Origin of the sequence: Roseburia sp. OM03-7AC, assembly GCF_003462625.1 — a bacterium.
Taxonomy (GTDB): domain Bacteria; phylum Bacillota; class Clostridia; order Lachnospirales; family Lachnospiraceae; genus Roseburia_C; species Roseburia_C amylophila.
Genome location: NZ_QTZJ01000001.1, coordinates 289,653 through 315,097, shown reverse-complemented (window position 1 = coordinate 315,097; position 25,445 = coordinate 289,653). Strand labels below are relative to the sequence as shown.

Genomic DNA, 25,445 nt, shown 5'->3' with positions numbered 1-25,445 from the left:
TTCTATTGAACACTGTCTGCACTAATATGCTGTATTACAGTTGTATCCTCAGTAATCGGAAGTAACTCTACTCCCTGTGCCTGTAGTGCCTCAATCATCGGACCTAAGGCTTCCACCGTTGTCTCCTTCGTATTTGCATCATGAAGTAACACAACCGATGTTTTATATTTTACCACATCCTCTAACACATTATCTACCAGCTCGTCCGCTGTATATGCCTGTGATGTAGCATCACCACTGGTTACATTCCAGTCAAAATAAGTAACATCCTGATCATTCAGATATTTTATAAACTCTTTCATATCTGTATTACTGACCTGATTGCTGCTTCCACCCGGGAAACGATAATAATGGCAATCCTCTCCCGTTATATCATAAAGATAATTTTGTATTTTGGTAAAATCATCCTCAAAATTTTCAAGCGAATCGTAAATCACACTGTATTTATGGGAATAAGAATGCATTCCCAGTGTGTGCCCCTCATTTACAATTCTTTTATACATCTCCTGAGACTCTTCATCTTCTTTTCCTACAACAAAAAATGTTGCTTTCACATTATACTGCGCCAATGTATCAAGAATAGCTGCCGTATTGGAACTTGGTCCATCATCAAAGGTAAGATATACTTTAAGCTGATCTCCCGGCTGTGCCTTGTTGCTTTCATCCTCTGCCACCAATGGCTGGACAATCGAACTGTCTGCATTCTGATCCTGATATTCTGTGTCTGTCTGTAATTCCGTTCCAGTAGACATTTCTCCTTTCGACTGGTTCTCGTCCTGCTGTACCTTTCCGGAAACAATACCGCTTGATACCAGCCTGTCTATCTGGTTCTGTAAAGAAATTACCCGGCACAACAATACCACGCACAAAATAATCGATATCAGCATCCAGGCGAAGATAGATGTTATAATCCCCGTCTTCATGCGATTAATGCGTTTTCGCCTTTCCCGCTGTTCCTTTAACCCCTTCGTGGTCTTCTCTTCCATGTAGTGACCTCCCGGTCATAAAATCTCTTTTCTATTGTAACACACTTTAACAAAATATCACTATAAAAAATAATTTTAATTGAATTACTTCTTGAGATTTTTCTTTCTTTTGTCAGAAAATTCCCCTGCAGAAATCACTCTACAGGGGAATTTTATATACTTTTACAATTTGTGCTAAGCTTTTGCTTAGTTTCCTGCTATCTGAGCAGCAACTTCTGCAGCAAAGTCTTCATTTTTCTTCTCCAAACCTTCACCTGTTTCGAAACGTACAAACTTCTTAACAGATACAGGAGCACCAACTTCTTTGGAAACCTGCTCTAAGTATTTTCCAACTGTCTGTTTTCCATCTTCTGCTTTTACATATACCTGATCTACTAAGCAGATTTCTTTTAACTCTTTGCTGATACGTCCTTCGATCATTCCATGGATAACCTTTTCCGGTTTCTGGGACTCTTTCGGATCATTCATAATCTGAGCTAAGAGAATTTCTTTCTCATGTGCGATGTAATCTGCACTTACTTCATCTCTGGAAACATATTTTGGATTTAAAGCTGCTATCTGCATTGCAATGTTGGTTAATGCTTCTTTTACTGCATCATTTACAACAGTTGTGTCAGCATCAACGATAACACCGATTCTTCCGCCGCCATGGATATAAGATACTACACAACCATTCTCAGCTACAACCTTTTCGAATCTACGAATCTTTAAGTTCTCTCCGATAACTGCAACTTTCTCTACTAATGCATCTTTTACTGTCTTGCTTTCATCTGCATTCCATTTTTCTTCCATGAATGCATCCATGTCTGCTGCGTCAGAGTTTACTGCCTGTGTTGCAACAGCCTCTACAAACTCACGGAATGTATCATTTTTAGCAACGAAGTCTGTTTCAGAGTTAACTTCAACAACTGCTGCTGTCTTATCATCTTTTACTACAACAGTACAAAGACCTTCTGCTGCAATTCTTCCAGCTTTCTTCTCAGCTTTTGCCTGTCCGTTTTTTCTTAAATATTCAACAGCCTCATCCATGTTGCCGTCTGTTTCACCTAATGCTTTTTTACAATCCATCATTCCTGCGCCGGTTAATTCACGCAGTTCTTTTACCATTGCTGCTGTAATAGCCATCTTCATTTTCCTCCATTTATTTTTTCTAAAGGTAAGGACAGGCAATTACTGTCTGTCCTGTTTTATACACACGTTGTGTGTTTCTTATCGTTTAAAATACTGTTCTTATGCCTCTACAGCTTCTTCTGCATCCTCTGCAGCTTCAGTGTCAACATCAACAGTTCCCTGATTTGCTTCGATAACAGCATCTGCCATTTTAGAAACGATTAATTTAACGGCTCTGATTGCATCATCGTTACCAGGAATTACATAATCTAACTCTTCCGGATCACAGTTTGTATCTGCAATACCAATAAGTGGAATTCCTAAGGAATGAGCTTCCTGAACGCAGATTCTTTCTTTCTTAGGATCTACGATAAAGATAGCATCTGGAATCTTCTTCATTTCTTTAATTCCGCCTAAGTTCTTCTGTAATTTATCTAATTCTTTCTTTAATTTGATAACTTCTTTCTTAGGAAGAACATCAAATGTTCCATCCTCTTCCATAGTTTCGATTGCTTTTAATCTTGCAATACGGCTCTGGATTGTCTTGAAGTTAGTAAGCATACCACCTAACCATCTCTCGTTTACATAGAACATGTTACAACGCTCTGCTTCTGTTTTGATAGCATCCTGAGCCTGTTTCTTTGTTCCTACGAAAAGAATAGTACCACCATCAGCAGCGATATCTGCCATAGCTTTGTAAGCCTCATCAACTTTGCCTACAGATTTCTGCAGGTCGATGATGTAGATACCATTTCTCTCTGTGTAGATGTATGGAGCCATTTTAGGATTCCATCTTCTGGTCTGATGTCCAAAATGAACACCTGCTTCTAATAACTGTTTCATTGAAATAACGCTCATTGTTTTTCCTCCATTTGGTTATTCTTCCATATACTTCTTATTATCAGACAACCTTGCGGCACCAATCTGACAATCGGTATATGTGTAAATTTATCGCAACGCATGGATTATATCATACTCAGCCATGCTATGCAACCTTTTTTTAATGATGAATCGTTTTATCCGTAAGTATTCCGGCAATTTCTTCATAGCCAGCCCCTTCCGGAATCGTTACGGTTCCGGGCAGGACAAAATTGGCATAATTATTATCTACCATATATTTATTAAATGCTTCTGCATTGTCCACAAGACCTTCTTCCTGCAGACGCTGCGAAACCGCATTAGAAGAATCTCCTACTTCTACGGTAAATTCCTTCTGTACCATATTGGTTCCATCCTGTGACGGTGGTACGGCATCCGCTCCATCTGTTCCCACATCCTGCGATATCTCCCCTGAATCAGTTGTTCCCGGCTGCATATCTGTCTGTTCTGTATTAAAACCGTCTTCCGTGCTCTTTGGAATCTCATCTTCTGTTTCTGTAGCTTTTGGTATGGTGTCCTTTCCGGTATCTTCCATTACCATTCCAAGTTCTTTTGCCCTTGCAATGATTTCATCATCTGAAAGGTCATTTTTCTTCATTGCAAATGATATGGATAAGATAATCGTGCTTATCAGAATACCAATTCCCAAGCCTCTCAGATAATACTTAAACTTCACTTGTATCTACTCCTTTATACAATCCTACAACCAATCTCACTTCACCCTGTCCAAGACCCAGTTCCTTTGCTATCTCTACATACGATTTTCCCTGACTGTATAGGGCAAGGATTTTTTCGTTATGATTCGTCTGCTCCGGCTGTTCTTCCATCTCTCCGGTTGCCGCTTCTGCTTCTGTCTCCACCGGTTCCTCTGTGGCTTTTACTTCTTCTGTTTCTTTAACTACAGACTCTTTCGCCTCTTCTAAGCTCTCACCGATTTCGGCTGACATCTCGCCAATTTGTCCTGCAAGCTTTGTCAGTTCTGTGTGCTTGTCATTTAGCATGCTGTATAAAAACATAATCTCATTATGGGTCTGATTCATCTTCTCCATAACGGTATCCGAATATTCACCGATTGCCAGCATTTTTTCATTGGTCTCTTTATCCAGTGCCCGCTCCACCTTATCTGTGGAATCTTCAATTGCATGGTCAATCTGGTCTTCTATCGCAGCTTCTGCATCTTTCAACTTGTTTTCCAGTATTTTTTTTATCTCATTCTGACTCAGTTCCGCAATACGGTCTAATTCTGCACCGGATAGCTTTTCTGTTACCATAAAGCTTCCTATCATCATAACCAGACCAGCCAGAATCAGGATGATTTCCACGCCTGTCATCTGTCAGATACACTCCTTTTTATATTTTAACATCAAAGCCGCCAATTGCACCTTTGATAACCACACGGTCTTCTTTCTGTTTCTTTTTCCGTTGTTCCTGCCGCTGGTACTGACCCTTTCCCTCTTCCTTTGCATCAAAACGATGTTCTTCCATCTGGGAATCATCTTTCCTGGTCACCTGCTCTGATTGGCGGTATTCTTCTCTTTGCACTTCCATCTGTATATTTTGCTGATCCACCATAGGTTTCATATCCTGCTGTTGTTTCAGTGTTCCAACATCCTGTGTTCTCTGAATAACTCCATTCATATCTACCGGACGAATTGACATATCCACACACCTCCAGCCTGTCTCAACCATATGTCATTACATATTTGAGATTTTTACTTCACCCTCATCCTTATAAAGCTGACAGAAGCTTCTGTCATCCTTTACAACAAGGCTTACATCGGTAATATTTACAATTACTCCCGCATACAGTATCTTTGATACTTTCACCCTTGCATTGCTACTGCCATTTAATATACTCTGCAGCCTTTCGTATTCATGCTCTAATGGTGTACGCTGAGCTTCCTTCTCCTTAAAAGCACGCATAAGCTGTTCAATATACTGGATTTTTCCCTGATCCAGTTTTTCTTTATTCTTAAGCTTCTCTCCATAGGTAGTAAGAATCGTCCGAATCTGCTCAATGGTCTTATTCAGCTGAAGCAGTTCTTCCTGCACTTTCACATAACGTTCTTTCTTTTCCGGATCCACACCAACTTCAATACGTGTTCCTGCTCCAAGGCTGGAACCAATGGTCTGGGCTTCTACCAGACTGCCTGCCCGGATAACACCACCTGTTATGAATCCGTTCTTACCACTTACGCGAACCTCCGTTGCTGCAGATACCTTACTATGTAAAATAGAATCTGTTTCAACATAACCTCCGGAAATGATGGTTGCATTTTCAATAAACTTGCAGATAACATTTCCCTGTGCCTGAAGTATTCCTTTGGTCATTCCATGAATTCCGCGTTTTACAATGATCTGACCACCCGCCTGTATCAGCGCATCTTCTACCACGCCTTCTACTACTACATCACCTTTTGCAATAATTGAAAAACCACCTTTTACATTACCTCTTACGGTAACGTTTCCCGGATAATCAATATTACCGGTGGAATTATCCACATCAGCCGGCACTTCATAGACATCTGATACAAATACTTTACCATTTACCAGACTTGCATGTCCGGTTACTTCAGAGTACAGTTCTGTTTTGTCTTCCGATACCCGGATATTATTTCCATATTCTAACTGAAGGGAGCGTACCTGTTTTGGTTTAATTTCTTTTCCCTGTACATCATATCCTTTGATTCCATGATCTTCCGGAAATAATTTTGCCAGAAGGTCTCCTTCTTTGATATGGCTGATTACATTCAGTTCACGGTAATCTACCGAACCATCTTCATTTTTCTTCGGCTTTAAATTAACATCTGTATTAAAATAATATTCAATTCTGGCATCCTGACCATCTACCGGTTTCTTTCCTTTTGCCAGCACAAAATCGGTACAGTATGCCCTATCCTGGAAAAATTTCAAAATTTCATCCTGATCAACCCCTGCTTTGACACCTTTTGCAGTTAAATCCCTTAAGATTTCCTGTGCATTCATATTCGTGCCGCCTGCAGCCGGATAAAATCTGCACACCGCCTCCATGGCATCTGCTGATACTGTTACGGACATCTCTTCATTTATCTGAATCGGATAAATATCTCCGACCATAATCTCTGTCATCTCATTGCTGTTAATTGCTGCAACCAGTTCCTTTAAATTATAATCCGGGCAGCCATGCCTTTCCAGATACTCTGTCAGTTCACCAATTTCAATAACATTTCCTTCCAGAGCTGCCGGGAAAAGCTTAATATAAGTCGCATGTTCCTTTATCACAAATTGAAAATAAGCATTTGCCTGTCCCATAGCTTCCCTCCTTTTAACTTTCATCAACCAATATATCCATATAACTTCCCATTTTCTTTTTCATCTTTGCCAGAGCCCTGGTATGAAGCTGGGATATTCTTGATTCAGATACTTCAAGAATACTGCTGATTTCCTTCAAGGTAAGTTCTTCATAATAATAAAGTTCAATTACCCTGCGTTCCTTTTCCGTCAAGGTCTCAAGGCTTTGTGCCAAAACTTCTTTCAGTTCGCTTTCTGCCACCACATCTTCCGGTTGTGCAAAATGGGAATTTTTTGTCGCATCCATCGCAGGCTCTGTTCCCTGCTCCACAAACTCATTTAAAGAAACAACATTGGTAACTTTTAACTGGGACTGCCAGTTCAGGTATTCATCCTCTGATACCCCGAGTTCGCTTGCAATCTCTTCATCCAATGCCGTCTTTCCTGTCTTCATTTCTATATTTTTTATTGCTTCGTCAATCTTTTTCTGTTTTTGGCGAACAGCCCTCGGTATCCAGTCCATTTTACGAATCTGGTCTAATATTGCCCCACGGATTCGAAGGCTTGCATATGTCTCAAATTTAACATCCTTGCTTCGGTCAAATTTATCAATTGCATCAATCAGTCCAAAGATTCCATAGCTGACCAAATCTTCATATTCTACATTATATCCAAGATACATACTCAATCTGCCCGCTACTAATTTAACTAACGGAGCATATTCTATGATAATCTGTTCCCGTATTTCAGATACTGGATTTTTCTGATAGCTTTCCCACAGTTTTTCCCTGTCGACTGTTTTCATGCCATAGCCTCCGGTTTCTTATAATTACTCTTCTTTCGCTCTTTTCTCTTCCTCTTTTTCTAATGTATCTTCTTTTTTCTCATCAGCAGACTCTTCTGCATCACCATCTGCTTTTTCTTCTGTACTGCTTTCTTCATCCTTTGCAGCTTTAAAATTCTTTTCCAAAATATACGCTGCAATGCCCCCAAGCAGATAGAATATAATCAGTACCAGCAATAATGTCTTTGTAAAGGCAAGCAATTCCATTTTCTGAAAAATTGCCACAATACAGGTAATAAATCCTGCGGTCAACATTACAATTGCAGGAATCGGTTTTGTCTTCATCTTTACATCCTCAATCTAAATAATTTTCAATTCTTTTCCAACAGATTTAATATAGAATTCTCCGGTATCGCAATGTAATTCTACGGTACGTCCATAATTCAGCCCGGTATCCTCTGCCAGAAGCGGAATACCAAGCTCCTTCAGTTTCTGTCTGGAAGCTTCTGCATTTCTTGCTCCAATATTTCCCACTTCAGAGTTACCACTTACCTCGAACATTCTGGCTCCGCCTGCAATCTTTGCTACAAGCCTGCTCTTTGCCGCCCCTGCTTCTGTCATCCGGCGAACCAGCTCTACAATTCCTGTATCTGCGAATTTTGCTATATTCGAATTATTTTTCATCTTTGTACTGTCTGGCAGCATAATATGTGCAAGTCCGCCAATCTTTGTAACCGGGTCTAGCAATGCTATTCCTATACAGGAACCCAGTCCTAATGTGGTAATTGTATCCGGAGCCTTGCAAATATTTAAGTCTGCCATACCAACTTTTATTACTTCACCCATTGATACCCTTCTCCTTATAAGGTAATTCCCAGAGATTTCAGAATCTTCTCATAAGACTCAAGGTCAGGTAACAGAATAAAATATCCTTCTATCATCACTTCATCTCCGAATTCTGTCGTAATCATAAGTGCATTGTCTCCAATTTTACCAAACTGTATTGCCGGAACACTTAAAATAGCTCCCGCCATATCAATTGCAATATAAGGAACCGATGGTGCAATAGTAAGCTGCGTCATGGCAGAAAGCGCGTTCAGATAAGAACCGGCAATGATATTTCCTATTTCTTTTAATGCAGACATATCCATCTCATCAAAATCTTCCGCATAATCTGCCGGACGTCCCATTAGTTTATTTACCAGATAATGTGCAGAATCAAGTTTCATAAGAAACATCATGCTGCCGGTAATATCATCTGTCACTTCCAGATAGATTCCTACGATTGACTCATCTTCCGGGCAAATTGCAGAACCCAGTTCCTGAAAGGTCAGTAATTCAACTCTTGGTACATCCATATTAATCCGGATATTCAACATATTTGCCATTGCAGTTGTTGCATTTCCGGCACCAATATTTCCAATTTCTTTTAAGACATCCACATACATGTCATTTACCTGGTTCAAAGTATAATCCGCCAATTTTATCCTCCTGCTGTCATTTCAAGATATAGAATATAGTGAGGCATTTGCCTCACTATATCTATAACAATTACGCATTTTCTTTTTCTTCTATAATAGAATGAATATCCAGAAGGGAAATTAATTCATCTCCGTTTTTACCGATTCCATCGATAAAGGATACCTTGGCATTCTTCATATCGCCACTCACTTTATCAATTTCATTGGTTCCTAATGTAACAACTTCTTTTACTTCATCCACGATTATTCCCAGTGCACTCTGCTGTTCAATTTTTAAAATTATAATACGGCTGGCATTGGTAAATACATCTTCTTCCAGTTCCATACGTATTCTGAGACTCATAACCGGTACGATTTCTCCACGAAGATTGATAATTCCTTTAAAGAAATTCTGTACTCTAGGTACTCTTGTAATCTTCTGCATACGGACAATATTGTCTACATAACTGATATCGATTCCGTACTGCTCATTTCCGATTTTTACAACAATATACTGTTTTCTGATATTTTCTACTGTTTCAAGTTGCTCTGCCACTCTGCACACCCCCTGTTAAATCAATGTATTTGCATCCAGGATTAATGCGACTTCGCCATCACCCAGAATTGTTGCACCGCTGATTGTCTTATTATTATTAATATACTTACCAAGTGATTTAATTACGATTTCCTGCTGTCCAAGAAGATTGTCTACAACAAGTCCTGCATAACGGTCGCCTTTTCTTACGATAACAACAGTAAGGCTTTCTACTTCTTCATCCTTCGGTGGAATATCAAGTATCTGATCCAGCCGGATGATTGGAATAACAGAACCACGTAAATTAATTACTTCCTTGGATTCTACATATTTAATATCTTCAACCGGAATATCCTCGATAGTCTGAATTGCGCCTAACGCAATTGCATATTTTTCATCGCGGATTTCTACCATCAACGCCTGAATGATTGCCAGTGTAAGTGGCAGTCTTACTACGAATTTGGTTCCAACGCCAAGTTTGCTCTTTACCTCAACATCTCCGCCTAATGCTTCAATATTGGATTTAACAACGTCAAGACCTACACCACGTCCGGAAATATCGGTAATCTGTTTTGCCATAGAGAAACTCGGCATAAATAAGAAATCGATAATTTCTTTCTGGCTCAGCTTTTCTGCCTGTTCCGGTGTTACCAGACCACGCTCTACTGCTTTTGCTTTAACCTTCTCTGTATCAATTCCGTTACCATCATCACTTACTTCAATGATTACATTATTTCCTTCCTGGAATGCATTCAGATTAATGGTTCCTGTTTCTGGCTTACCGCGTTCCTTACGAACTTCTGCACTCTCAAGGCCATGGTCAGCAGAGTTACGAAGCAGATGCTGCAACGGGTCGCCAATCTGGTCAACTACAGTACGATCAAGCTCTGTATCTTCACCGGTCATGCACAATTCCATCTTCTTATTCAATCTTCTGGAAAGGTCACGAATCATACGTGGGAATTTGTTTACAACGCTCTCAATTGGAACCATCCGCACTTTCATAACCGATTCATGAAGACTGGTTGTAATTCTTTCCAGATACTCAATCTGCTCATGGAATGACTGATTCTGGAAATTGCCTCCTTCCTGGGAGCCAATGGATACCAGACTGTTTTTTGCAATAATCAGCTCACTCACCTGGTTCATCAGTGCATCCAGTTTTTCGATATCCACACGCACGGTACGGTTTGTAACCGGTTTGCCTGCCGGTTTTGACTTAGTCTGTGCCGGTTTATTCTCTTTATGTACTGCCTGCTCTGCCGGCTTTGCTGCTGATGTATTTGCCGGAAGATTTTCCTGTATATTTTCCTCATGGAATAGAGTTGCCGTCTTCACTTCTTCACCAACAGCATCCGCAATTTCAGATACATTTTTAACTGCTTTTAAAATATCATCTAATGCAGCATTGGATGATAAGAACAAACTGAAGTCCAGTTCAAAACGTTCATCCTCAATATCCTGGGAGCTTGGACTGTAAACAACAATCTGTCCAAACTCTTCTACTGCTTTAAATACAAGGAATGCTCTTGCCGCTTTCAAAAGGCAGTCTTTCTGTACTTCTACTGTAATTCCGTAAATTTTGTTTCCACTTTCTTCAGCTGCTTTTAACGCATCTTTATCTTTGGAAGAAAATTCTACGCCTAAGTATTTCTTTTTACCATCACCGTTTGCCGGTTCTTCTGCTTTCTTTTCTTCTTTTTTCTCTTCCTTTGCAGGTGCGGCTGCTCCGCCGTTCTCTGCATTCTCTAAGAATTTGTTCAAAGCTGTAATCAGTGCTTCGTTGTCTTCTGTACCTTCATCTGATGTACTCTTGATCGTATCGAGGTAACTTTCAATTGCATCCAGACACTGGAAAAGAATATCAATCATTTCACTGGTGACTTTTACTTTGTCACTACGAACTTCCTGGAATACATTTTCCATATCATGAGTCAGATGCTGCATTCTCTTAAAGCCCATGGTTCCTGCCATTCCCTTTAAAGAGTGTGCTGCACGGAAAATTTCATTAATGGTATCTTTGTTTTCCGGCTCCTTTTCCAAAGTCATAATGCAATCATTCAGGCTCTGGATATGCTCACTTGTCTCATCAATAAAAATTTCTAGATACTGGCTTACATCCATCTTTAATTTACCCCCACATTCTTTAGAATTGTGTCCGCAACACTTTCTAATGGTACTATTTCATCAACAAGTCCTGTCTCTGCAATTGCCTTTGGCATTCCATATACCACAGATGTTTCTTCATCCTGAGCAATTACGTATACATTTTTTTCTTTCTGGAGTTCTGAAATTCCCTTTGTTCCATCAGCACCCATTCCGGTAAGAACTACACAGGTAATTTCATCATAGCCGCTGTCCATCAAAGACTCATACATCAGATTGGCACATGGTCTTAATCCACCAATTGCCGGTGCATCACTTAAAACAATACAGTGCGTTCCATCTGCTAACCGCTGTACCAGTAAATGTTTTCCTCCCGGTGCCACATAAACATGTCCTTTTTCCAAGACATCACCTTCGTTTGCCTCTTTCACATCCAGCGGGCTGAGTTCATTCAGCCGGGCTGCCATGGATTTTGTAAAACCAGCCGGCATATGCTGAACCACAAGAACCGGTGCATCCATATTGGATTTCAGCAATGGAATCACACTCTGTAAGGATTTTGGACCGCCTGTGGAACATGCAATTGCAACAATCTTGCTCCGGGCTGCATCCTTCGTTCTAATCTTCCGGACAGCTGCCGGTTTTACCACATTCGTAATTACTTTTTTCTGATACGTCTGTGTGCTTCCTGCTGCAGTTATTGTTGCAAGAACTTTTATCAGTTTTTCCCGGAAACGCTGTCCCTTTGTCTCTATTAGATTATTTGGTTTCTCGATAAAGTCAATTGCACCACGTTCCATTGCCTTGAGTGTAACTTCAGCTCCATCTGTCGTTAATGTACTGACCATTACTACTGTTGCTTTTATATTTTCTTTTTGTAATCTTTCAAGTAGTTCCAGTCCGTTCATTCTTGGCATATTTACATCTAAAACAACTGCGTCATATGCTTTCTGACACAATTTTTCATATGCTTCCAAGCCATCTCTGCATGTATCCGTTGCCTGAAAACCACTATCTGAATTAATTATATCACAGATAACTCTTCTCATGAGTGCTGAGTCATCAACAACCAGAATATTCTTTTTCATTCTATTAATTTAACCCTATCCTTTTCCTCTCTGTCTTGCTTTTCTTTCTTCTGCAAAAATATACCTGATAATTTCTTCCCTTATTTTATCATCACGAATAATAAATTTCAGTCGGTTTTCATACATATTATCACGATTTAACAGCTTCGTACTTCGCAGGATATATCCTGGAAGATAATATTGTTTTTCACCGGTCTGCGTCTGTAGCATCACAATAATCAGAACAGCTTTTCCCTCTTCTAACTGCTCATTCGTTACAAAGCGTACACCACCTCCACTGATATCAACAATAGTGCCCTTTTTCTGCTTTTTATAAAAATCATCATCCCTGAGACTTGCGATGATGTCTTCCGTCTGTTCCATTTCCGCTTCTTCGTCTGTCAGATGGAAATACCCCATATCAAGGACACATTCCATACGGTAATATTCCCGTCTCTGATATTTGCTCAGTGGTGTATTTAATACAATCCGGAGCAGGTAGCGGTTCTCCGTCTTATAACGTTCCCAGATCTGACCAATGCTTTTATACAATCCATTCGGTGTATAGAATACAAATTCATAGCGAAGTCCCAGTGGAAGTAATATCAGTTTTCCACTCTGAATCGGCATCATTATCTCCATTTCACCATTTTCAAACAGTTCAAAAATCTGACTCTTGTAAACTGGTGCAGCCTTTTCTGCAGATTCTGGCCTTTCCGTCTGGTTCACTATATGAATATCAATTTTCATTCCTTCCCGTAAAACATTTGAAATCATTCTATCACCTATCTGTTATTAAAAAATTCAGCAAACAACTGGGCAAAGCCCCGCTTCATCAACGGAATATCATGCGCACCTTCTATAAGATTATTTGCAAGTATCTCAAATGCTTTTGCCGACTTGGTCTCCGGTGCATATAAAGATACTGTCTGCTGCTGGCGTATTGCTTTTTCAAACATGGAATCCTGCGGTATCATGCCGAGATATTCAAGATTACCATTTAAAAACTGTGACACAACGGTATTTAATTTATCATATACTGCCTGTCCATCTTCCACAGAATTTACACGGTTGGCAACCACATGAATCTGCGTTCCGCTTTTGGCAAAATTCGGATTCCGGTGCAGTGCCTTTAACAGAGAATAGGAATCGGTCAGTGAGCTTGGTTCCGGTGTTGATACCAGAAGGACCTCCGGACAAGCCATAACAAATTCCAATACGCTGTCTGCAATTCCTGCTCCGGTATCCACCAGTACAATATCAGCCATTTCATCTAACTGTGCCAGATTACGTACTAAAAAAGTAATCTGATCCTTGGACAGATTATTCATTCCCACAATGCCGGAGCCGCCTGAGATAAAGCTTACTCCTGCCGGTCCCTCTGTTATAATCTGCCGCATATCCATTCCCCGGTATATAACATCACTCAAATTATGTTTTGGTATTGCTCCAAGCATAACTTCTACATTTGCCAGTCCCAAATCAGCATCAAAAATAATAACTTTCTTATTCATTTTCTGAAGCTGGATTGCCAGATTAACTGTAACGCTGGATTTTCCCACGCCACCTTTTCCACTGGTAACCGTAATTACTCTTGCTTTCTGGGGAAGCTTCTGGTTCTTTAATTTAATTACATTGCGCAGCTTTTCTGCCTGATCCATATTATTATCTGCCTCCCAATAACTGTTTTACAATTTTCTGTGACTGGAAAATTTCAATATCATCTGGCACATTCTGCCCTGTTGTCACATAGGAAACATCCGCACCAGAATACATGCGAATATTTAACAGACTACCATAACTACTGGTTTCATCTAATTTAGTAAAAATAATCTTATAATCCGATATCTCATGGTATTTATCTACAATTTCCATCAAATCGCGGTATTTTGTAGTTGCGCTTAATACCAGATAAACATCCTTCTCATATTTGTCATCCAGACTTTCTATGAGGTTTCTCATATCTTTTCTCTGATCTTCATTCTTATAAGAGAATCCTGCGGTATCTACCAGAACGAGATCATAATCCTTTACACGCTCTATGGCTGCATTCATTTCTTCCGATGAATAAATAACTGTCAGCGGTGTATCTAAGATATTCGCATAAGTACGTAACTGTTCTGCCGCAGCAATCCGATAAGTATCTGCTGTTAAAAGTGCTACTTTTTTGCCATAATCCACTTTAAATCTGGAAGCCACTTTTGCAATGGTTGTTGTCTTGCCAACACCGGTTGGTCCAATAAAAAATACGATTTTAGGCTGTCCCGGTACCAGTTCAATCTTTTGAGGCTGCCCGAATTTTAATACCATTTTCTGGTAAACATTGGATAAGATAATATCCATGCTTGCACTGCCTCTTAAATTCTTCTCCACATCATCTAATATCTGGTTGACATATCTTTCATTCACTTCATTATCCAGTAATGTTTCATAAATCATGCGGATACAACGGAAAGTCTCAGACTGCTGATGCTTCATATCCTTTGGAGCATCAGTTTCCTTTTCCGGCTTTTCCTCTTCTTTTGGTTCTTCCTCTTTTTCCGGTTTTAACTTCTTTTCTAATAAATTAGAAAGACTTTCTATCTTTTCTTCCAAATCATGACTGCTTTCCGGATGAATGGCTGCTGGTTCCGGTGCCGGAATTTCAATTTTTTCATTTGCTGCAAAATTTATGCTGTCATGCATCTTTAATGGAGCATGTAACGCAGGAAGAGGATTAACTGTCTGTTCCTTTTCCTCTAATGCTGCCGTCACTTCATAAGTTGTGCTCTTTAATGCCCGGAATAAACCCTTCGGTTTGATTTCCTTTACATTCATAATCACAACTGCTTCTCCCATTTCCTTTTTCGCCTTATCAACTGCCTCTTCTCTTGTTCTGCCCTGAAATTTATTAATCGTCATTTTATGCTGTCACCATCCCTACTGATTGTAATTCCACATTTGATTCCACTTCATTATAAGACACCACAATGAGGTCTTTGAAATAGTCCTCAGTGAGTTTCTTAAAATACATCCGCACAATTGGCGAAGTAATGACAATCGGATTCTTTCCAATATTCTCTAACTTCGCCACTTCCTGCTTCAAGGATTCCATAATATTCTTGGTCTTCTCCGGGTCTAAAGTCAGATAAGCTCCCTGCTCAGTCTGTTTTACAGAACCCATGATTTCCTGTTCCACCTTCGGATCTAATGTTACCACGCTGGTTGTCTCATTTGCCGGAAAGTATTTACTTGAAATTGCACGTTTTAATCCCTGACGCACATATTCTGTCAATACATCGGTATCCCTGGTTGTTACCGCATGGTCTGCTAAATTTTCAAAAATCGTAAGCAGGTCACGGATAGAGATGCCCTCCTGTAAAAGATTCTGTAAAACTTTCTGAATTTCACCAATACTAAGAAGCTTCGGTGTAAGTTCATCCACAAGTGCAGGATTGTTTTCCTTGATATTACTAATAAGATTAGATACATCCTGTCTGGTAAGAAGTTCTGCAATATGGGAACGGATTACCTCTGTCAGATGGGTGGCAATAATAGATGGCGGATCTACTACGGTATAGCCAAGACTCTCCGCACGCTCTCTCTGTCCCTCTGTAATCCAGATTGCCGGCAGATGGAAGGATGGCTCAAAGGTCGGAATACCGGTGATTTCCTCTTCCACATATCCCGGATTCATTGCCATATAGTGGTCAAAAAGGATTTCTCCTTCTGTTACCTGAATTCCCTTTATCTTAATAATATACTGGTTAGGATTTAACTGAATATTATCACGCAGACGAATAATCGGAACCACTGTTCCAAGTTCCAGTGCAATCTGTCTACGAATCATTACTACACGGTCCAAAAGGTCTCCACCCTGATTTACATCTGCCAGTGGAATAATACCATAACCAAACTCCAGTTCAATAGGATCAACCTGAAGCAGTGAAACCACATTCTCCGGCCGCCGGATTTCTTCTGCCGCCGTTTCATCTGCATTGGTTTCCTCTTCGATTTCTTCCACCTTTACATCCTTTTGTATCTTCCGTCCGGCAGCTAAAAATGCAATGCCAAGCGCACAGAAAAGTACCGGATTCAGCGGAGTTGCAATTCCAAGAAAGGTTATCGTTGCACCTACAATATACAATACCTTGGGAATTCCAAAAAGCTGTTTTACCAGCATGGATCCAAAATCCGCTTCACTGGATGCTTTTGTTACCAGAATACCTGTTGCCAGCGAAATCAAAAGAGACGGAACCTGGCTGACCAGTCCATCACCAATAGTTAATATACCATATTTCTGAAGTGCCTCCATGGCAGACAGCCCGCCATTCATGACCCCCATAATTGTTCCACCAATCAGGTTGATGAATGTAATAATAAGGCCGGCCGTTGCATCTCCTTTTACATACTTGGTTGCACCATCCATAGAACCAAAGAAGTTAGATTCCTGCTGAATCTTAGTTCTCCGTTCTCTTGCTTCCTTCTCTGTGATGGCACCAGTATTTAAATCTGCGTCAATTGCCATCTGTTTTCCAGGCATTGCATCCAATGTAAAACGTGCAGTTACCTCAGATACACGCTCAGAACCTTTATTGATAACGATAAACTGTATCAGAATCAGGACAATAAATACAATTGCTCCGATTACAAGATTACCACCACCTACAAAGCCTCCAAAGGTCTCTACTACATTTCCTGGTTCACCGGTAGATAAAATCAATCGGGTGGAAGAAACATTTAATGAGATTCGGAATATGGTGGTAAACAATAACAGTGTCGGGAAAAATGACATATCCAGCACTTCTTTTGCAAATAATGCATTAAAAAGAATAATCATTGCCAGTGAAATATTAATCGCCAGCATGACATCCAATAAAATAGAAGGAATCGGAATAATAAAGAATATGACTGCAGCAAGAAGATAGATTGCTACACCAAAATCCGCTTTTTTCATTCCGGTTTCCTCCTTTCATTTAAATTCGTATTAATTTCTGCCTTTTAGATTGTAAACCATCGCAAGCACTTCTGCAACTGCCTGATACAATTCTGGTGGAATTTCTGCTCCGACATTTACATTTGCATAAAGCATACGCGCCAACGGTTTATTCTCTACAATTTCCACCTGATTTTCTCTTGCCACTTCCTTAATCTTTGCAGCCAGAAAATCTTCACCCTTTGCAACCACAACCGGTGCTTTGGATACTTCCGCATCATACCTTATCGCAACTGCATAATGGGTTGGGTTCGTAATGACTACGTCTGCCTTCGGCACATCCTGCATCATTCGGCGCTGCGATGCCTCACGCATTCTCTGACGCTGTCTTCCCTTAATCTGTGGGTCTCCCTCAGTATTCTTATACTCGTCCTTTACTTCCTGTTTGGTCATCTTCATTTCTTCTTTGAATTTATGTTTCTGATAAATCAAATCAGCGATTCCGACAATCAGGTAAACCAGACTTATTTTTAAACCCACATCCACAATAAGTCCGGCAATCAATGCAACTGCCTGCAACAGTTCCATATCATAGATAACAAATAATTCTCCCTGCCTGTCCTTAATCTCGGAATACGCCACATACATGACCAGCGCCACTTTGACAATAGACTTTACAAGTTCAAACAGAGAATCTTTGGAAAACATCCGTTTAAAACCATTGATAGGATTAAACTTTGATAATTCCGGTTTTAATGGCTTCCCGCTTATTTTCCAGCCCACCTGAAGCACGCTGACTAAAAACGTTACCACCATTCCGATTAAAAGAAACGGTATCATGGCCTTTATCATTTCAATCACAGCCTGCGACATTAGCATATGGCTGGATTTTACTGTCATGCCCGTCTTATTTTCTAATAAAATATCCGGGATTTTCCGATAGAAACCTGAAAACTCATTCATTAAGTTTTCTGAAACATAGCTTCCAAAAATCTTCAATCCCAGGAATAAAACAATTAAATCTACTGCTCCGGAAAATTCCTTGCTTTTTGCAACTTTTCCTTCTTCTCTTGCATCTTTTAATTTTTTTGCAGTTGCCGGCTCTGTCTTTTCGCCGCCAGGTCCCTCTTTTGCGAACCACTGCAGATTATATTTCAGAAGTAAATCTCTTTCCTCCATATAAATCTCCTATTCATGTACCAGCTTATCCATGCATTCCTGATGCAATTCCGGTAACCATCCGTTTCATCTCAGTAAACACAAAATCGGATACATACGGAAGCAGCTGTATCGTCAAAAACAAAACCAGAAATCCAAGCAATATCTTAAGCTGGATACCAACAGAAAACATATTCATCTGTGGTGCAATCTTTGCCATGATTCCAAGAATACAGTTCAATATCATTAACACTGCAAAAACAGGAAGTGCCACCCGGAAACCAAGCACCATGGAATCCGTCATATAAGAAACCATGGTCTGAAGCAGGGAATCCCACATAAAATTCTGACCATTTACCGGAATCAGAGTGAAAGAATCAACAATTGCCTGTAAGATATACTGATACATTCCACTGGACATGAGCAATAACATGACCAGATAATTATAAAAATTACCTGTTATCGGAGAATTTGTTTTACTTACCGGATCATACTCGGTCGCCATGGACAAGCCCATATTTAAATCCATAATATTACCCGCAAATAAAACAATGGAATTACAAATATTTGCTCCAAAACCAATCAGCAATCCTGTAATTCCCTCTTTCACGACAATTGTGGCATATTCAATTACTCCTCCATATTCTATCGTGCTTTCAGGTAATACTCCAATCAACAGGATGGATACAAATACTGAGAAACCAATTTTGACTCTTCCCGGAGTATTCGACATGCTAAAAAATGGAGCCGAAAAAACAAAAGAAGTAATCCTCACCAGAACCAGCAAAAAATATTCAAATGTAAGCAGTGAGAAACTATAATTAACCATGTTTTATCTCTACCTGTATATCAACTGATATATAAACTAAAATCAGACCACAATCTCGTCATAAAATCAGTCATATTATTCAGCATCCACGCTCCAAAGAGAAGCATTCCTGCAAATACAGCCAGAATCTTCGGTACAAAGGTAAGCGTCTGTTCCTGAATAGATGTAACCGTCTGAAAAATACTAATAATCAAGCCTACGATAAGTGATATTAAAAGCAATGGAGCCGAAGTTAAAATAATATTATAAATAGCGTCCCTTGCAATATCTAAAACTTCTCCCTGTGTGATCAATTTCTACACCTCTTTCATCAGTAAAATGTCTCTACCAGTTCCCTGATAACAAGATTCCATCCATCAGCAAGCACAAACAGCAGAATCTTAAACGGAAGAGAAATCGTAGTTGGCGGAAGCATCATCATACCCATCGACATAAGGACAGATGCTACTACCATGTCAATTACAATAAACGGAATATATATAACAAATCCAATAATAAATGCCTGTCTCAGCTCACTTAAAATAAAGCTCGGAATCAGCACAGTATTGGATATATCATCCTGTGTCTCATAAGTCACGCCGGCAATGTCACAAAATGTATTGATATCCTTTGCCTGTGTCTGTTTAAACATAAATTCACGGATTGGCTCCATTCCTGCCTCAAAGGCCTGTTCCTGCGTGATTTCACCGGCATCCAGCGGTTTCAATGCATTTTCATTAATCTGTGAGAAAACCGGGTTCATAATAAACAGGGTAAGGAACAACGCCAGTCCAATCAACACCTGATTTGGCGGAACAGTCTGCGTTCCAATTGCTGCTCTTACAAAATGAAGCACAATAATAATTCTGGTAAAGGAAGTCAGCATAATAAGAATAGATGGTGCTAACGCAATTACAGTCAGTACCAGAAAAATCCGAACTGTCCCGGATAAATTTCCCTCTCCATTATTAATATTAACAGAAAGTCCATTATTACCAGAGGATGCTGTTCCATCTGGACCATTGCCATTTTCAGTTGACTGATTACTATTACTGCTGTCAGTTACCCCAGGTATATTTACAGATGCCGCATACGCTTTCTGTGGTACAAATGCCACCAGTGTAACAACAACTGCAATAACCGCAAATATAAAAGATACCAGACAGTATTTCTTCTTAAAATTACTCATCCTTATGCCTGCTCTTCGGTAAATGTTCTTTGAACTGTTTCATAATGTTAGAGAAACTTTCTCCTGTATTCTGATATTTCACCGTATCTTCCAGCGAAACATCATTTAACTGTTCCCTTGTAAGCTGTGCTAACATCGTCACTTCATCTTTTCCGATTCCGATTACGAGATAGGTCTCTCCCACCTCTATAATCTGAATATACTTATTTGTAGTGAGTTTCATAGTCTCCACTACCCGCATATTCTTCTGAAAATTATGTTGCTTCTGATATCCGGCAATCCATTTTGTTACATAATATGTAATTGCAAGCACAAAAACAAATATCAGCAATACACCTATCAATTGGAAAAAGCTTTGTACACCCGATGTTCTGCTACTCAGTAATATCATATTAACCCACTACTTTTTTTACTGCTTCAAGAACACGTTCTGCCTGAAATGGTTTTACAATAAAATCCTTTGCACCAGACTGGATTGCTTCAATAACCATTGCCTGCTGGCCCATTGCAGAACACATAATTACACATGCACTTGCATCTGCTTCTTTAATCTTTTTTAATGCCTGAATTCCGTCCATCTCCGGCATGGTAATATCCATCAGTACCAGGTCTGGATGTACTTCATTATATTTTTCGATTGCCTTTACTCCATTTTCTGCTTCTCCGGCAACTGTATATCCATTTTTGGTAAGGATATCCTTAATCATCATTCTCATAAAAGCTGCATCATCACAAATTAAAATACTCTTTGCCATATTAGTTATCTCCTTGCTAATTATTTAATAATCTCTGTAATTCTTACACCAAAGCTTTCTTCAATTACAACTACTTCACCTTTTGCAACGTACTTTCCATTTACCAGTACATCAATTGGTTCTCCAGCAATCTTATTCAATTCAATGATTGTTCCCGGAGCAAAATCCAATATATCATGAATGGATTTACTGGTTCTTCCCAGTTCCACGGTTACTTCCAATGGTACATCCATAATAAGATCAATATTTTCCTTTGGAAATACCCCATTCATATCTCCAGTAAAATTTTGGAACTGAGCCGGCTGTACATTTACCTGCTGGTTTGCATACATTGCCGACATATCTACAGGTTGTCCCATCATTGGCTGTCCCATCATTGGCTGCTGATTTATCATTGGCTGAGGCTGTGGTGCTGGCTGGCTTGCCTGTGGTTGTGATGCAGGAGCCGGTGCCGGCTGTGGTGTTGCTTCCTGTATTGGTTCATTTCCACCTGTCATGGTCTCCGTAATACTTTTACACATCTCTCTCGCAAAAGATACCGGATACAGCTGCATGATTTCACTGTCCACAAGATCACCAATTTCCATTTTAAAAGAGATTTTCACAAATGGCTGTGTCAGGAAATCATCAATTGCTCCCTCATCAATATTTCCTGTCAGATCAATCAGATCTGCAACAGGCGGGCTGATATCAATCTTTTTATTCAGCATGGATGATAATGATGTAGCTGCAGAACCCATCATCTGATTCATTGCTTCACTGATTGCGCTTAAATGAAGCTCTCCCAGTTCCACGTCTGTATTGGTTCCGTCTCCTCCCATCATAAGATCTGTAATGACCTTAACATCATGCTCCTTTAATATCAGGATATTGCTTCCATCCAATCCAACAGTGAATCCGATTCGTATAAATACACACGGACGCTCATACGCCTTTACCACGTCGTCCCAGTTTGCCATGGTAACAACCGGTGTGGATATTTCCACTTTACGGTTCACCAGCGAAAACAATGTCGTTGCTGCGGTACCCATACTGATATTAGCAATTTCACCGATTGTGTCTTTTTCTGAATCACTCAGCTGTCCATCTGCCGTATCTGATGATGCACCCGGATTATTTAGCAGGGCATTGATTTCTTCTTGCGATAGTACTCCATCCATCACTTACTGCTCCTCTCTAATTACTGACATTACTCTTACTGCATAGTCATCACCCGAAGCTCCCGGCAATGCAGTAAACTTACGAATGTTTCCAACGTAAACATCCAGCTCCTGGTCCACTTTCGTGTCCAATCTAACTATATCACCCACCTGTAAATTCATGAAGTCGTTTACCGATATGGTGCTGTTACCTAAAATTGCTTTTACAGGTATCGGTGCTTTTGAAATCAAAGTTTCAATTGCTTCCGTATAACGCTGTTCATCTTTTTCCTGCATGGTAGAATACCAGTATTTTGTATTCAACTTGTCCATAACAGGTTCCAAAGTAAGATACGGAAGGCAGATATTCATCAGACCTTCAACATCTCCTATTTTTACATTAATTGTAACAATTGCAATCATTTCACTCGGAGAAATAATCTGGGCAAACTGCGAATTTGTTTCAATACGTTCCAGTCTTGGATGTAAATCCACAACATTTTCCCACGGTTCCCGGAGCAGGTCGACGCAGACTCCCATAATTCTTTCTATAATCAGCAACTCTATTTCTGAAAAGTCACGGACTTTCGCTAATGGTTCTCCGCTTCCACCAAGCATACGATCCACCATGGCATATGCAAGATTTGAAGCAATCTCCAGAATAACCGAACCTTTCAATGGAGAAAAATTAACAATACCAAGAACCACCGGATTAGAAAGTGCATTTGAAAACTCAGAATAGGTAACTGCTTCAGAGTTCATCACCTCAACCTGAATATTTTTTCTTAGATAAACCGGAAGATTTGTGGATATCAGTCTGCCATAATGTTCAAACACAATCTCCAGTGTTCTTAAGTGTTCTTTTGAAAACTTGGAAGGTCTGGCGAAATCATAATTCTTAATCTGCTTCTCGCCATTGTCCTTCATTTCTTCTACATCCAGCTCGCCGCTGCTCAATGCCTGAAGCAGGTTATCTATCTCATTCTGAGATAAAACTTCGCTCACGGACTCTCACCACCTTATATTTCATGCTTACTATTTTTAATCCTATACTACAGTTACTTCCGAGAAGTTGACTGCAATGATAAAATCTGAACCAAACTGCTTCTGTAGTTCTGCCAGTATAGCGTCTTTAACCGCCTGCCGATCCGCATTAAATTCATCCATTGTATAGGTATTAATTACGCTATTAATGGTATCTTTTAAAATTGTTTCACGATCAGCCATATCTTCGCCATAGGTTTTATATCCATCGTTCTTGCTGTCCATGGAAATGGATGCTGTAAGCTTTACATAATGAGTTTCGCCATCTGCACCTGTTTTTAAATTGATTGTCATGGCATCTTCAATTTTATAGGTCACAATCTGGTCCATTGGAATGCTGGCAGACTCAGTTCCATCCCCACTCTCCAGCTCCAGATCAATTGCACTGCATACCTTGTTTACCAGCTCATTGGATTTCTTTGTTTGCGGCAGGATTGTTATTGTAAGTATTCCTGTCAAAATCAGGTTCACCAGAACCAGTGCCAAAATAAGCACTGACATAAGGTTCTTCTTCATCTCATTTCCTCCTATTCTGTAGTGCCGCCGGAATTATATGAATTATATACCTTAATTTCAACACGACGGTTTCTTGCTCTGCCTTCCTCTGTAGTATTATCTGCTACAGGAACATATTCCCCTCTTCCTGAGGATTTAATCAGTGCCGGATCCAATGTGGTATTATCCCGGATAAAATCCGCCACAGAAAGTGCCCGGTACATGGACAGTACATTATTGTTTTCATATTTTGACGAATGGATTGGCACATTGTCGGTATGTCCTTCAATTTCAATCACATTGCTGTCATAGTTTTCCAGGATAGTTCCTATTTTAGCAATCAGCGGCTGGGCATCTTCCCGGATATTTGCCTTTGCCGAATCAAATAATATTGCTCCATTTAATGTAAGTTTTACATACTCGGCATTAAAATCTACTTCCACCTGATTCTGTAATCCACCCGCCTCTATCTGCTGCTCGATTTGTTCTGCCATTTGTTCTGATTCCGCCAATGCCTGTTCTTTATACTGCTCTGCTACATCTGTCTCAGTCTCAGTCTCTTCTGTTTTGCCACCCTGGGAATCCCCATCCTCTCCTGAGGACGTTTCAAAAAAAACATCAATATTCGGCAACTGGCTGATTCCGTTGCCCACCATTTCTCCCTCGCCAATACTCATACTGCCTGCCGGCATAATACTTAAGCTGCTCTGCAGCGAGGCTATCACCATCTGAAACTTCTCTGCATCAACGGTAGACATGGAAAAAAGCAACACGAAAAAGCACAGCAACAGATTCATCAAATCACTAAAGGTGGTTATCCAGCCAGCCGCCGGCTTTGCTTCCGGTTCCCGCTTCTTTCTCGCCATTATTCTTCACCTCCGGCTTCATCTTGTGCATTATAAGCCTCTCTTGCCTGTGGTGACAGGAATGATTTCAGTTTTTCTTCTATTACACGAGGGTTTTCTCCTGCCTGAATAGACAAAAGTCCCTCAACGGTAACCTCTTTCATTATAATTTCTCTGGCATTATTATCTGACATCTTTGATGCAATCGGATTACAGATCCAGTTAGATATCAGCGAACCATACAATGTTGTAATCAGGGCAACTGCCATATTAGGTCCGATGGAAGATGCATCCTGTAAATCCTTCAACATATTAATCAGACCAATCAGGGTACCAATCATACCCCAAGCCGGAGCTAATTCTCCCCACTTTTCCCAGAAGCCGATTACTTTCTTATGCCGGTCCTCAATGCAGCCCAAATCTGTTTCCAGAATTCCACGCACCAGTTCCGGGTCAGTTCCATCTACTACCAGCATAACTCCTTTTTTCAGAAAGTCATCATCAATATCATTCGCTGCTTCTTCCAATGCAAGAAGCCCCTCTTTTCTGGCAATATTTGAAAGATTAATGATATTTCCAATAATCTCACTCGGGTCATTCTTATGTAACTTAAAAGCATTTCCCGCTGACTTAAAGCCATTAATGAAATCTGCCATACTGTTACATGCCAGAACACCAGCAATAGATCCTCCAATCGTAATAACAGCGGATGGGAAGTCCATATATGTATTCCATATTGCCGATACACCTGCACTTTGAATAATTCCAAATAAAACCATTGCAAGTCCCATCAAGGTACCAATAAGTGATGCTATATCCAATTTATCCACCTACATTTCTATAAAATTATGGGAACACCATTCTTTTGAAAATGGTCCTTGTTACCCACCTTTTTGTATT

At 40.0% G+C, this 25,445-nt stretch carries 29 protein-coding genes; all 29 read right to left on the bottom strand.

From position 1 onward, the window contains the following. Nucleotides 1-2: 2 nt before the first annotated feature. Nucleotides 3-986, bottom strand: a complete 984-nt coding sequence (locus DXB39_RS01525; RefSeq protein WP_117841156.1) for a polysaccharide deacetylase family protein — start codon at nt 984-986, stop codon at nt 3-5. A gap of 186 nt (nt 987-1,172) precedes the next feature. Further along, nucleotides 1,173-2,111, bottom strand: a complete 939-nt coding sequence (gene tsf / locus DXB39_RS01520) for a translation elongation factor Ts (RefSeq protein ID WP_022243278.1) — start codon at nt 2,109-2,111, stop codon at nt 1,173-1,175. 105 nt (nt 2,112-2,216) lie between these two features. Continuing rightward, nucleotides 2,217-2,954 carry a 30S ribosomal protein S2 gene (gene rpsB / locus DXB39_RS01515; RefSeq protein WP_022243279.1) on the bottom strand — a complete coding sequence of 246 codons (738 nt, stop codon included), beginning with the start codon at nt 2,952-2,954 and terminating at the stop codon, nt 2,217-2,219. Nucleotides 2,955-3,096: 142 nt separating this feature from the next. Further along, nucleotides 3,097-3,651 (bottom strand): hypothetical protein, encoded by a 555-nt coding sequence (locus DXB39_RS01510; RefSeq protein WP_022243280.1) that lies wholly within the window; start codon nt 3,649-3,651, stop codon nt 3,097-3,099. Further along, nucleotides 3,641-4,306, bottom strand: a complete 666-nt coding sequence (locus tag DXB39_RS01505) for a DUF6115 domain-containing protein (RefSeq protein WP_117841157.1) — start codon at nt 4,304-4,306, stop codon at nt 3,641-3,643. Before DXB39_RS01505 ends, DXB39_RS01510 begins: the two co-directional genes overlap by 11 nt. Before the next feature lie 19 nt (nt 4,307-4,325). Further along, the gene (locus tag DXB39_RS01500; RefSeq protein ID WP_117698701.1) at nt 4,326-4,634 is read right to left on the bottom strand and encodes a hypothetical protein; all 309 of its coding nucleotides are present in this window, start codon (nt 4,632-4,634) and stop codon (nt 4,326-4,328) included. A gap of 36 nt (nt 4,635-4,670) precedes the next feature. Then, complete coding sequence (locus DXB39_RS01495) at nt 4,671-6,266, bottom strand: FapA family protein (protein ID WP_158565930.1); 1,596 nt, start codon at nt 6,264-6,266, stop codon at nt 4,671-4,673. Nucleotides 6,267-6,279: 13 nt separating this feature from the next. Next, on the bottom strand, nt 6,280-7,050 hold the full coding sequence (locus DXB39_RS01490) for a sigma-70 family RNA polymerase sigma factor (RefSeq protein WP_117841159.1): 771 nt from the start codon (nt 7,048-7,050) through the stop codon (nt 6,280-6,282). 24 nt (nt 7,051-7,074) lie between these two features. Beyond that, nucleotides 7,075-7,374, bottom strand: coding sequence for a hypothetical protein (locus tag DXB39_RS01485; RefSeq protein ID WP_117841160.1), 300 nt, complete (start codon nt 7,372-7,374; stop codon nt 7,075-7,077). 15 nt (nt 7,375-7,389) lie between these two features. Further along, nucleotides 7,390-7,875, bottom strand: a complete 486-nt coding sequence (locus DXB39_RS01480) for a chemotaxis protein CheD (RefSeq protein WP_022243286.1) — start codon at nt 7,873-7,875, stop codon at nt 7,390-7,392. 14 nt (nt 7,876-7,889) lie between these two features. Next, the gene (locus DXB39_RS01475) at nt 7,890-8,510 is read right to left on the bottom strand and encodes a chemotaxis protein CheC (RefSeq protein ID WP_022243287.1); all 621 of its coding nucleotides are present in this window, start codon (nt 8,508-8,510) and stop codon (nt 7,890-7,892) included. A 70-nt stretch (nt 8,511-8,580) separates the two neighbouring features. Then, nucleotides 8,581-9,045, bottom strand: coding sequence for a chemotaxis protein CheW (locus DXB39_RS01470; RefSeq protein ID WP_022243288.1), 465 nt, complete (start codon nt 9,043-9,045; stop codon nt 8,581-8,583). 15 nt (nt 9,046-9,060) lie between these two features. Further along, a complete protein-coding gene (locus DXB39_RS01465) occupies nt 9,061-11,148 on the bottom strand; it encodes a chemotaxis protein CheA (RefSeq protein WP_117841161.1) in 2,088 nt (695 codons plus the stop codon). A gap of 2 nt (nt 11,149-11,150) precedes the next feature. Then, on the bottom strand, nt 11,151-12,218 hold the full coding sequence (locus tag DXB39_RS01460) for a protein-glutamate methylesterase/protein-glutamine glutaminase (RefSeq protein WP_117699041.1): 1,068 nt from the start codon (nt 12,216-12,218) through the stop codon (nt 11,151-11,153). A 15-nt stretch (nt 12,219-12,233) separates the two neighbouring features. After that, nucleotides 12,234-12,974: a flagellar brake protein gene (locus DXB39_RS01455; protein WP_117841162.1), complete on the bottom strand. Its 741-nt coding sequence runs from the start codon at nt 12,972-12,974 to the stop codon at nt 12,234-12,236. A gap of 8 nt (nt 12,975-12,982) precedes the next feature. Next, nucleotides 12,983-13,858: a MinD/ParA family protein gene (locus DXB39_RS01450; RefSeq protein ID WP_117699044.1), complete on the bottom strand. Its 876-nt coding sequence runs from the start codon at nt 13,856-13,858 to the stop codon at nt 12,983-12,985. Between the two features lie 4 nt (nt 13,859-13,862). Next, nucleotides 13,863-15,098, bottom strand: a complete 1,236-nt coding sequence (flhF, locus tag DXB39_RS01445) for a flagellar biosynthesis protein FlhF (RefSeq protein WP_117841163.1) — start codon at nt 15,096-15,098, stop codon at nt 13,863-13,865. A 1-nt stretch (nt 15,099) separates the two neighbouring features. Further along, nucleotides 15,100-17,133, bottom strand: a complete 2,034-nt coding sequence (gene flhA, locus DXB39_RS01440; protein ID WP_022243294.1) for a flagellar biosynthesis protein FlhA — start codon at nt 17,131-17,133, stop codon at nt 15,100-15,102. Between the two features lie 30 nt (nt 17,134-17,163). After that, nucleotides 17,164-18,291, bottom strand: a complete 1,128-nt coding sequence (gene flhB, locus DXB39_RS01435) for a flagellar biosynthesis protein FlhB (RefSeq protein WP_117841164.1) — start codon at nt 18,289-18,291, stop codon at nt 17,164-17,166. Nucleotides 18,292-18,316: 25 nt separating this feature from the next. After that, nucleotides 18,317-19,099, bottom strand: a complete 783-nt coding sequence (gene fliR, locus DXB39_RS01430; protein WP_117699047.1) for a flagellar biosynthetic protein FliR — start codon at nt 19,097-19,099, stop codon at nt 18,317-18,319. Nucleotides 19,100-19,119: 20 nt separating this feature from the next. Next, nucleotides 19,120-19,389, bottom strand: coding sequence for a flagellar biosynthesis protein FliQ (fliQ, locus tag DXB39_RS01425; protein ID WP_197420812.1), 270 nt, complete (start codon nt 19,387-19,389; stop codon nt 19,120-19,122). Nucleotides 19,390-19,409: 20 nt separating this feature from the next. Then, entirely contained in the window at nt 19,410-20,267 is an 858-nt protein-coding gene (gene fliP, locus DXB39_RS01420; RefSeq protein ID WP_117841165.1) for a flagellar type III secretion system pore protein FliP, read from the bottom strand. Further along, nucleotides 20,260-20,658 (bottom strand): flagellar biosynthetic protein FliO, encoded by a 399-nt coding sequence (locus DXB39_RS01415; RefSeq protein ID WP_022243299.1) that lies wholly within the window; start codon nt 20,656-20,658, stop codon nt 20,260-20,262. The genes fliP and DXB39_RS01415 overlap by 8 nt, the downstream gene beginning before the upstream one ends. Nucleotide 20,659: 1 nt before the next feature. Beyond that, nucleotides 20,660-21,022 carry a response regulator gene (locus DXB39_RS01410; RefSeq protein ID WP_117699050.1) on the bottom strand — a complete coding sequence of 121 codons (363 nt, stop codon included), beginning with the start codon at nt 21,020-21,022 and terminating at the stop codon, nt 20,660-20,662. Nucleotides 21,023-21,042: 20 nt separating this feature from the next. Continuing rightward, nucleotides 21,043-22,182 (bottom strand): flagellar motor switch phosphatase FliY, encoded by a 1,140-nt coding sequence (gene fliY / locus DXB39_RS01405; protein WP_117841166.1) that lies wholly within the window; start codon nt 22,180-22,182, stop codon nt 21,043-21,045. 3 nt (nt 22,183-22,185) lie between these two features. Next, entirely contained in the window at nt 22,186-23,166 is a 981-nt protein-coding gene (fliM, locus tag DXB39_RS01400; protein WP_117699052.1) for a flagellar motor switch protein FliM, read from the bottom strand. A 42-nt stretch (nt 23,167-23,208) separates the two neighbouring features. Further along, a complete protein-coding gene (locus DXB39_RS01395) occupies nt 23,209-23,721 on the bottom strand; it encodes a flagellar basal body-associated FliL family protein (protein ID WP_117699053.1) in 513 nt (170 codons plus the stop codon). An 11-nt stretch (nt 23,722-23,732) separates the two neighbouring features. Continuing rightward, nucleotides 23,733-24,566, bottom strand: coding sequence for an OmpA/MotB family protein (locus DXB39_RS01390; RefSeq protein ID WP_117841167.1), 834 nt, complete (start codon nt 24,564-24,566; stop codon nt 23,733-23,735). Beyond that, nucleotides 24,566-25,366 carry a motility protein A gene (locus tag DXB39_RS01385; protein ID WP_117841168.1) on the bottom strand — a complete coding sequence of 267 codons (801 nt, stop codon included), beginning with the start codon at nt 25,364-25,366 and terminating at the stop codon, nt 24,566-24,568. Before DXB39_RS01385 ends, DXB39_RS01390 begins: the two co-directional genes overlap by 1 nt. Between the last annotated feature and the right edge of the window lie 79 nt (nt 25,367-25,445).